The organism is Pseudomonas sp. WS 5079, assembly GCF_012985465.1.
In the GTDB taxonomy this organism is placed as follows: Bacteria; Pseudomonadota; Gammaproteobacteria; order Pseudomonadales; family Pseudomonadaceae; genus Aquipseudomonas.
Map to the genome: position 1 here is coordinate 1 of NZ_JAAQWN010000023.1, position 8839 is coordinate 8839.

Here is an 8839-nt window from a genome sequence, read left to right on the forward strand (position 1 = left end):
GCATCCAGCTGGACCAGAAGATCGCCGACGCCAGGGCCAATATGGTCAAGGCTCAGCAGGAGTCGGATAGCGAGCTGGCGGTGATCGCGACCAATGAGCAGGGAAGGCTCAAGAAGCAGGAGCTGGCCATCAAGTCGTACACCGATGCGCTGGACCAGCAGAATGCAGCATTGCAGCGCGCCGGAAGCCGGGCCGCTCAAGGAGTGGGCCAGAGTGACCGCCAGAACGCCATCAGCGGCGACCTGAATGGTATTTCGGACCGAGCCAATCAGCAGCGCCTGGACCTGGCCCGCGATAAGGCTGACGCATCCCGCAATATGAGCGCCGAGGAATACCAGGCCAAGCTTGAGGCGATCAATCGCAGCGAACGCGACCTGACGCAGACCACGCTCAGCAATTACGAGCAGATGTCCGTGGCCCAAAGCGATTGGCGCAATGGGGCCACTTCGGCGTTCAGCAACTACCTTGACTCGGCCCGTGATGTGGCCGGGCAAACCCGCAGCCTGTTCACCAACGCCTTCAGCTCTATGGAGGACGCGGTGGCCAGTTTCGCGACCAATGGCAAGTTCTCGTTCTCTGACTTCGCCAAGTCGATCATCGCCGACATGGCGCGTATCGCAACTCGGCAGGCCGCTTCCGGATTGCTGTCGGGCCTGGCTGGAACTGCCATTGGCGCATGGTTTGGCGGCGGTGCAGCGGCGGGGGCAGGCGCTGGTAGTTTCGGCTCCAGCATCGGCAGCGCTCTTGTAGAGGGCAGGGCATCAGGTGGGCCTGTCGATCCGAACACGCTCTATGAGGTAAACGAAAAGGGGCCCGAGCTGTTCAATCAGGGTGGCCGGTCGTACCTCATGACGGGTGCTCAGGGTGGCAGCGTCACGCCTTTGATGACGGGTGGTGGATCTATTGCGGCGGCCTCTGGTGCCGGTGGCGGCGGAAACACCTACAACTTCCCCGTGTCGGTTTCCGTGCAAACAGGAGGTGACGGAGGCAATGCGACTCAGGAAGACACCTCGCAGGCAGGAAGGAATATCCAGCAGGTCACCAAGACCGAAGCCGAGGCTGCCATCGCACGCGGTGTTCAGCCTGGTGGGGCTATCTGGCGAGCTATCAACGGGAGGTAACCATGGCGATTGAAACATTCACCTGGCCCACCCAGAACGGGGAGGCACCCGATATCACGTATCGGGTGCGCACCTCACAGTTCGGGGACGGCTACAAGCAAGAGGTCGGTGACGGGATCAACAATAAAGTCGATGCCTACCCGATCACCCACACGGGCAACACAGCCACGGCCTTGGCCATGATGGCGTTCTTCGACCGTCACAAGGGCGCCAAGGCCTTCTTGTGGACCACTCCACTGGGCCAGATTGGCCTGTTCACCTGCAAGAACCCAACCCCCACCCCTATGGGAGGTGGCGTTTTCAAATTGACGGCGACGTTCGAACGCGCCTTCCACCCGTAAAGGTCAATCCATGTCGCTGATCAACGCTATCCAGACTCTTGAGCCTGGCAACGAAGTCATTCTGTTCGAACTGGACGGCAGCGATTACGGCGCCGATGTTCTGCGCTTTCATGGCCACGCTATACCGCACACACCTGCAGAACTGATTGCCGCCGGCGGCAACGCTGACCAGCTGCCGGCCAAGTCGATCTGGTGGAAGGGTGAAGAGTATGGCGCCTGGCCCATGCAGTACGAGGGCAGCGAGGCGAATGGCGACGGCACCGCGGTACGGCCCAAGCTGTCGGTCGGCAACGTCAACGGGCGAATCACCGCCCTCTGCCTGGCCTTCGAGGATCTGCTCGAGTTCAAGCTGACAATTCGTAATACGCTGGCCGAGTTTCTCGACGCCGTGAACTTCGAAGGCGGCAACCCCACGGCGGACCCCACCCAGGAATCGATCGAGGTCTGGTATGTCGACCAGAAAACCAACGAGGACGGCGAGACAGTCAGCTGGGACCTGGCCAGCCCGGGCGACGTTGGCGGCGAGACGATCGGCAGGCAAATGACCACTCTGTGTCACTGGTGCCTCACCGGTGGCTACCGTGGCCCTAACTGCGGATACACCGGCGCCTACGTCACGAAAGACGGGGTGGTTACCGATGATCCTGAATTGGACATATGCGACGCCACCCTGGGCAAGGGCTGTATCCCGCGTTTTGGCGAGGGCAACCCCTTGCCGTTCGGTGGATTCCCCGCCGTTTCCTTGATAGCCCGGAGCTGACCATGCGCAAACACATCATTGCAGCCATCCAGGCGCATGCGGCCGCGGAGTACCCGAAAGAGTGCTGCGGGCTGGTACTGGCCGTGGGCAGGGCGCAGAAATACTTCCCGTGCCGAAACATCGCCACCGAGCCAAACGAAGAGTTCCGGCTCGACCCAGAGGACTACGCCGCGGCAGAAGACCAGGGTCAGGTGATCGGCATCGTTCACTCCCACCCGGACGCCACCAGTCGCCCTTCATCGCGTGACCTGGCGATGTGCGAGGCCACGGCCTTGCCTTGGCACATTCTGTCCTGGCCCGAGGGCGACCTGCGCACGATCACGCCGACCGGCAGCACGCCGCTGCTCAAGCGCCCGTTCGTACATGGCGCCTGGGACTGCTGGCAGGTCTGCGCTGATTGGTACCAGCGCGAGTGGGGCCTTGAGTTCGAGGCCTTCCAGCGCGCTGATGGCTGGTGGGAGAGTGAAGACAGCGCCAGCTTGTACGAGGCGAATTACGCCGCAGCCGGATTCGAGCAAGTCGACAGCCCACAGCGCGGCGACATGATCGTGATGGAGGTCGGGCACACGGCGCATCCGAACCACGCGGGGATCTACCTGGGAACTGACCCGGCGCTGCCAGGCGAAGAGTCGGGCGTGTTCGGCCCCGGGCCTTTCGTCCTGCACCACCTGTATGGCCGGCCATCAGAGGTGATTGTCTACGGCGGGCCATGGCTTCAGCGCACACGCTTAATTCTTCGACACAAGGAGGCACGATGAGCGCCATCGTTTATTCGCCAATGACCACCATCAAACTGTCCGGCTCGCTGGCTCAGAAGTTCGGCAGGCTGCACCGGCGCCAGGTTGGCCCAGGAGATACGTGGGAAGTTTTCCGGGCGCTTAAGGCCACCATTGACGGATTCGAGGCCGAGATTCGCCGCCTTGACCGCCTGGGTCTTCGCTTCGCCATCTTCCGCAACCGTAAAAACGTCGGGCTCGACGAGTTCGGCATGGGTGGGGCCAGGGAGATCAGGATTGTCCCAGTCGTAGAAGGCAGCAAGCGCGGCGGCATTTTGCAGATTGTGCTGGGTGTCGTGCTGATCGCAGCCAGCTACTTCGGCGCGCCGACGGCGCCCGCGGGTATCGCGCTGCTGGCCGGGGGCGTGATTCAGATGCTCAGCCCTCAGGCCGCAGGCCTCAAGCAGAGCGCATCGCCTGAAAACATGCCCAGCTATGCATTCGGCAGCGCCAAGAACACCACGGCCAGCGGCAACCCCGTCCCTATCTGCATCGGCGAGCGCCGGTGGGGCGGGGCGATTATCTCGGCATCGATCTACGCCGAAGACAAGACATAACCACGACGCATCGAGCAAGCCGCCCAAGAGGCGGTTTTTTATTGCCTGGAGGAAAGCATGGGCGCAGCACAGAATCTGGATATTCACGGTGCCAAAGGTGGCGAGAGCAAGCCAAAGGCGCCGGTAGAGGCGCCCGATAGTCTGCGCTCCACCAACGTGGCTAAGATCCTCATTGCTGTGGGCGAGGGTGAGTTCGATGGTGTGCCCACCGCGCGCGACATTTTCCTCGATAACACCCCGATCCAGGATGCCAGCGGAAACTATAACTTCAGTAATGTGAAGTGGGACTGGCGGCCAGGCTCCGTAGAACAGACCTACATCCCAGGCATCCCGTCTGTCGACAACGAGACGTCGCTGAACATTGAGCTGCGCAGCGGCACGCCGTGGGTTCAGTCGCTGACCAATCTGCAGCTGTCGGCAGCACGTATCCGGCTGGCCACTCCGCGACTGGCGAGCCAGGACAGTGAAGGGAACATCGGTGGTTACAGCATCGAATACGCGGTAGATGTAGCTACTGATGGAGGTTCGTATCAGGAGGTATTGGTTGGCGCCATGACGGGAAAAGCCACCACTCGTTACGAAAAGTCCATGCGTATCGATCTTCCGCCTGCGACCAGCGGGTGGCTGATTCGAGTTCGCCGCATCACTCCAAACCAGAACACCGATAAGATCGCGGACAGCCTGTTCATCGCCGGCTACACCCAGGTGATCGACGCAAAGCTGCGCTACCCAAACACTGCGCTGCTGTTCATTGAGTTCGACGCCGAGCAGTTCACCAACATCCCGGCCGTCACCGTGAAATGCAAAGCGCGCCGTTGGCAGGTTCCGAGCAACTATGACCCGGTGGCGCGGACATATACCGGTGCCTGGGACGGCACGATGAAAGAGGCCTGGACCAATAGCCCGGCCTGGGTCACCTACGGAATCTGCACCCAGGACCGCTTTGGCCTTGGCCGCCGCATCAAGCCATGGATGGTGGACAAGTGGGAGCTATACCGCATCTCACAATATTGCGATCAGATGGTGTCCGATGGTGCCGGTGGCGTTGAGCCGCGCTTCCTGTGCGACATGAACCTGCAGGGCAAGGCCGATGCATGGTCATTGCTGCGGGACATCGCCGGCATCTATCGCGGCATGACGTACTGGGCTCAGGGCCAACTGGTGATGCAGGCTGACATGCCTCGGGCACAGGACATGGACTACGTCTTCACTCGCTCCAACGTCATCGACGGCAAAATTTCCTACGGCAGCGCATCTGCGAAGACCCGCTTTACTCGCTGCCTGGTCAGCTATGACAACCCGCTGAACAACTACGACACCGACGTCACGGTCTATTCCGACTTGCCGCTCCAGCGCCGCCTGGGTGACAAGCCGACTGAAATCAGTGCTATCGGCTGCACCCGGGCATCTGAAGCTCAGCGCCGGGCAAAATGGCTGGTCCTGAGCAACAACCAGGACCGCACAATCAGCTTCAGGACCGGCATGGAAGGCCGTATCCCGCTGCCTGGCTTCATAATCCCCGTCGCCGACTCGCTGCTGGCGGGCCGGGAGATCGGCGGGCGCATTGCAGCGGCGGCTGGGAAGGTCATCAAGTTGGACCGCGACACGCTTGCCAAGGCAGGCGACCGGCTGGTGATCAACCTTCCGGGTGGGCGGGCAGAAGGGCGCACAGTGGAAAGCGTGAGCGGTCGCAATGTAACCGTGACCTTGGCCTACAGCGAGGCACCTGCTGCACAGCTCCAGTGGGCTATCGACGCTGACGACCTGGCAATCCCTCTATATAGAGTGATGAGGACAGCACGGACGCCAGAGGGTGATTACGACATCAGCGCCTTGCAGTACGAGCCAAGCAAGTTTCCAAGCATCGACACTGGCGCACGCCTGGAAGATCGCCCAATCAGCGTTGTGCCGATCACAGTGGTACCGGCACCAGCGAGCGTCGACATCACGTCAAACGTCGCGATCGACCAGGGCCTGGCTATCAGCACCATGAACATCTCCTGGCCATCCGTACCTGGCGCGGTCGCGTATGACGTGGAGTGGCGCAAGGACAGCGGCAACTGGATCAAGCTGCAGCGCACTGGCTCGACGAGCGTGGACGTTACGGGCATCTATTCGGGCGCCTATCTGGCCCGGGTGCGGTCGGTAAGTGCATTCGAGATATCTTCGATTTGGAAGAGCTCAAACCTGACCAGCCTGGAAGGCAAGGTAGGCCTGCCGCCGGCTGTGGCGTTCCTAACCACCACCAGCTTGGTCTACGGCATCGGCATCCAGTGGGGTTTTCCACCAGGTGCCGAGGACACCCAGCGCACGGAGGTCTGGTACAGCGAGTCGCCGGACCTGACGACGGCCGAGAAGCTGAGCGACTTCAGCTACCCGCAGGCCACGCACGAAATGCACAGCCTGCTGGCGGGGGCGAGCCTGTTCTTCTGGGCGCGCCTTGTGGACCGTACCGGCAACGTCGGGCCGTTCTTCCCGATCCCTGGCGCGGTCAATGGCCAGGCCAGTTCGGACCAGACCGAGTACGACAAGTACTTCGTCGACAAGATCGGCAAGGGCGCGCTGTATCCAAGCCTGCGAGAGGAGATCGCTCTGATTTCGGGGGACGGCGACGGGTCGGTCAACGAACGGCTGAAAGAGGCCAAGGCAGAGCTGGAGGGGCTACTGGGACAGATCACCGGGGCAGAGCCATACGACCCGGCGAAGCCATACGGCGCCGGCGCATTCACGCAAAAGGATGGCCACCTGTACCAGGCAACTGGCCCGGTGCCGGCCGGCGAAGCGCCGCCAAACCCGCTGTACTGGAAGGATATCGGCACGATCCTGCAAACCACTGACGCGCTGGCCCAGCAGGTTCAACTGGTCACCAGCATGATCGAGGAGATCGAGGGTCAGGTGGTGGCCACGGCTACATCGGTTGAGGCGCTGCGCTCGGCCGCCCGTGGTGATGATGGATCGGGCGACCTGGCGGACGCGGTGAAAGGCTGGCAATCGACCGCTGATCTCGGGATTGAGAAGCGCACGCGGGCTTCTGAAAGCGATGCAATGGCGCGGCAACTCACCACGATGGAGGCGCGGGTGGGGGCGAACCAGTCCGGGCTGACCGTGCTGGAGCAGGTGGTGGCCACCAACAAGCAGACGGCAGCCACTCAACTGACGCAGCTCAAAAGCGACTTGGAGTTGACCGAAGGGAAGGTCGCTGGGAATGCGCAGGCAATCACCGGCCTCGACACCAAGGTCACCAACCTCGACGGCAAGGTTACATCTCAAGCGTCCAGCAATGAGGCGCTGCGGGCTTCGGTGCGCGGCGATGATGGTTCCGGTGATCTTGCCGGCGCGATCAAGGCCTGGGAGTCGACAGCCAGCTTTGAGGTTGAGAAGAAGGTGCAGGCCTCTGCGAACGAGGCGTTGGCCAGGACTACAGAAACCCTGCAATCGAACATCGGCGAGACCAGCGCCTCGGTTCAGCAAGTGAACCAGACTTTGGTAGGTCTCGATGGTCGTGTTTCGTCAATGGTCACGCTAAAGGCGCAGACCATAGTAGGTGGCAAGAGGGTTACTTCTGGTTTTGCTTTTGGTTCTGACGGGGAGCAATCGGAATTCCTGATCTTTGCCCAGCGATTTGCAGTGGTGGATGAGGTAAGCGGTCAACTTGTTCCGATGTTCGTGGTGGAAGGTAATCAGGTAGTTCTGAACCAGGCAATCATCAGCAAGGCGTTTATCCAGGAGATCATCCTTGGAATGAACTTGAGGTCCGCAGCTGTAGATGGAAATGGGCAACCGCTGTTCGAGTTGAATGTGGCGACTGGCTCCTGGGTGTTCCGTGGTAGCAAAAACGGCAACTCCTCACTACTCAATAGTGACGGGCTTAAATTCACCTATGCCAACGGTGTTGATGGCATTGAACTGGTTCTTTGACATGGTTGGTTTAATAATTAGGGATAAAGACACAGGTTTAGTAAAAGTTGATATGACTAGTTTCATTAGTCAAGAGACTGGGAGCGTTGAAACGGGCGGCCAGAATGGGTCTATTCAGATACCGGCCGCGCCGCCTGGGCGTTCCCTATTTTTTTCTGTCTGTCCGCTGGTTGATTTGCAGGTTGAGAAAGGGAAGAGGCCCGGAGTCACGCTTAACGGAACCACTCTGTCATGGGTTTATTCATACAATACCGCTGGCTGGGGTTTCTTCTCGGCCAATTGTCGCATTAGCTACGGGTATTACTAATGAGTGCAAGATTAATAGCCAGGCTTGAGTCTGGTGAGGTTTTGTATGACACAACTAAGATTAGCTATGGATTAGTAAAGTCGGGCTATCTTAGCTACTTTGAAAACTGGAGGCAGCTGCGTAAGCGGGGAATCAACGTTGATCCTAATATTGGTAGTAGCTGGGTTGATCAAGGAGTTCCTGGCATTAATCAATACGGCTTCATCGTAGATAATCCTAGATCCCCAATTGTTTTTTTGGTGGGTAAGGGGATTGTGACGGGCGTTAAGGTCTCTGGGAACAGTAAGACATATCTTTATGCCGGAGCTTCGGAGGCCACTAAGTTTTACTGTTTTGACTTGATGGCGGATGATGAAGTTGAGGGCCCCGGTTTGAAGTCGAGGTCCGATACTGGAGCTTTGACATTTAATTCAAGACAGAACCCGCTTAATGTGATTGCTGCTGTAACCGCTCCGCTTCCTGGTACACCCAATAGATTTGGTAGGCCAGTAACTACGTATGTTGATGGTCGTAATGAACGTATAAGTTTTCAAACCTCAGGGGGGTGTGCCTCTGTTCATTCGGTCGTAGATATACCACTTCCAGCTGGCTATGAATATGCAGCCTTTCTGCCGTGGAGTAGAAGTTGTGGGATTATCGATCCCTATGCCTACAATACGTCAGGCGGTGATATCTATGGCGTTGCGGAAGGGGCTTATGGCCGTACTGGTGGTATATCTTTCTTTTTTGGATCGCCTGGAAGGACAACAATGGATCAGTGGTTTGGCCGAGATGGTGAAATAAATTTTTACCTTATGCCAACAGACCGCTATCCAACAGCATTAGTAATAAAAACTGCTGGCTTGCCATTTCCCTTCAACTGATTGTTGCGAACTTAATTAGTTTGCTTTGTGCAAACACCTAATTGGAGAAACCTATGTCTTCTTGGTTTTCAGAAGGGACTGTGAGCGTGCAGAACGGGAGACCGACAGTAACGGGCGTCGGCACCAAGTTCTCGAACTGCCGTGCCGGGGATATGTTTGTCGGCCCTGACCAGGGCATCTATCAAGTGATCAACCC

7 protein-coding genes are annotated in these 8839 nt (G+C 58.8%); all 7 read left to right on the forward strand.

What is annotated here, in order from left to right; translation table 11 throughout:
* On the forward strand, positions 1–1121 hold a 1121-nt coding region (locus HBO05_RS28820), incomplete at its 5' end, for a phage tail tape measure protein (RefSeq protein WP_172315000.1).
* Positions 1122–1123: 2 nt separating this feature from the next.
* A complete protein-coding gene (locus tag HBO05_RS28825; RefSeq protein ID WP_169956933.1) occupies positions 1124–1462 on the forward strand; it encodes a phage tail protein in 339 nt (112 codons plus the stop codon).
* A 10-nt stretch (positions 1463–1472) separates the two neighbouring features.
* The gene (locus HBO05_RS28830; protein ID WP_169956934.1) at positions 1473–2222 is read left to right on the forward strand and encodes a phage minor tail protein L; all 750 of its coding nucleotides are present in this window, start codon (positions 1473–1475) and stop codon (positions 2220–2222) included.
* A gap of 2 nt (positions 2223–2224) precedes the next feature.
* Entirely contained in the window at positions 2225–2980 is a 756-nt protein-coding gene (locus HBO05_RS28835; RefSeq protein WP_169956935.1) for a C40 family peptidase, read from the forward strand.
* Positions 2977–3555, forward strand: a complete 579-nt coding sequence (locus HBO05_RS28840; RefSeq protein WP_172315002.1) for a tail assembly protein — start codon at positions 2977–2979, stop codon at positions 3553–3555. Before HBO05_RS28835 ends, HBO05_RS28840 begins: the two co-directional genes overlap by 4 nt.
* Positions 3556–3612: 57 nt before the next feature.
* The gene (locus HBO05_RS28845) at positions 3613–7473 is read left to right on the forward strand and encodes a DUF1983 domain-containing protein (protein ID WP_172315004.1); all 3861 of its coding nucleotides are present in this window, start codon (positions 3613–3615) and stop codon (positions 7471–7473) included.
* A 306-nt stretch (positions 7474–7779) separates the two neighbouring features.
* Entirely contained in the window at positions 7780–8643 is an 864-nt protein-coding gene (locus HBO05_RS28850; RefSeq protein WP_172315006.1) for a hypothetical protein, read from the forward strand.
* Positions 8644–8839 lie beyond the last annotated feature (196 nt).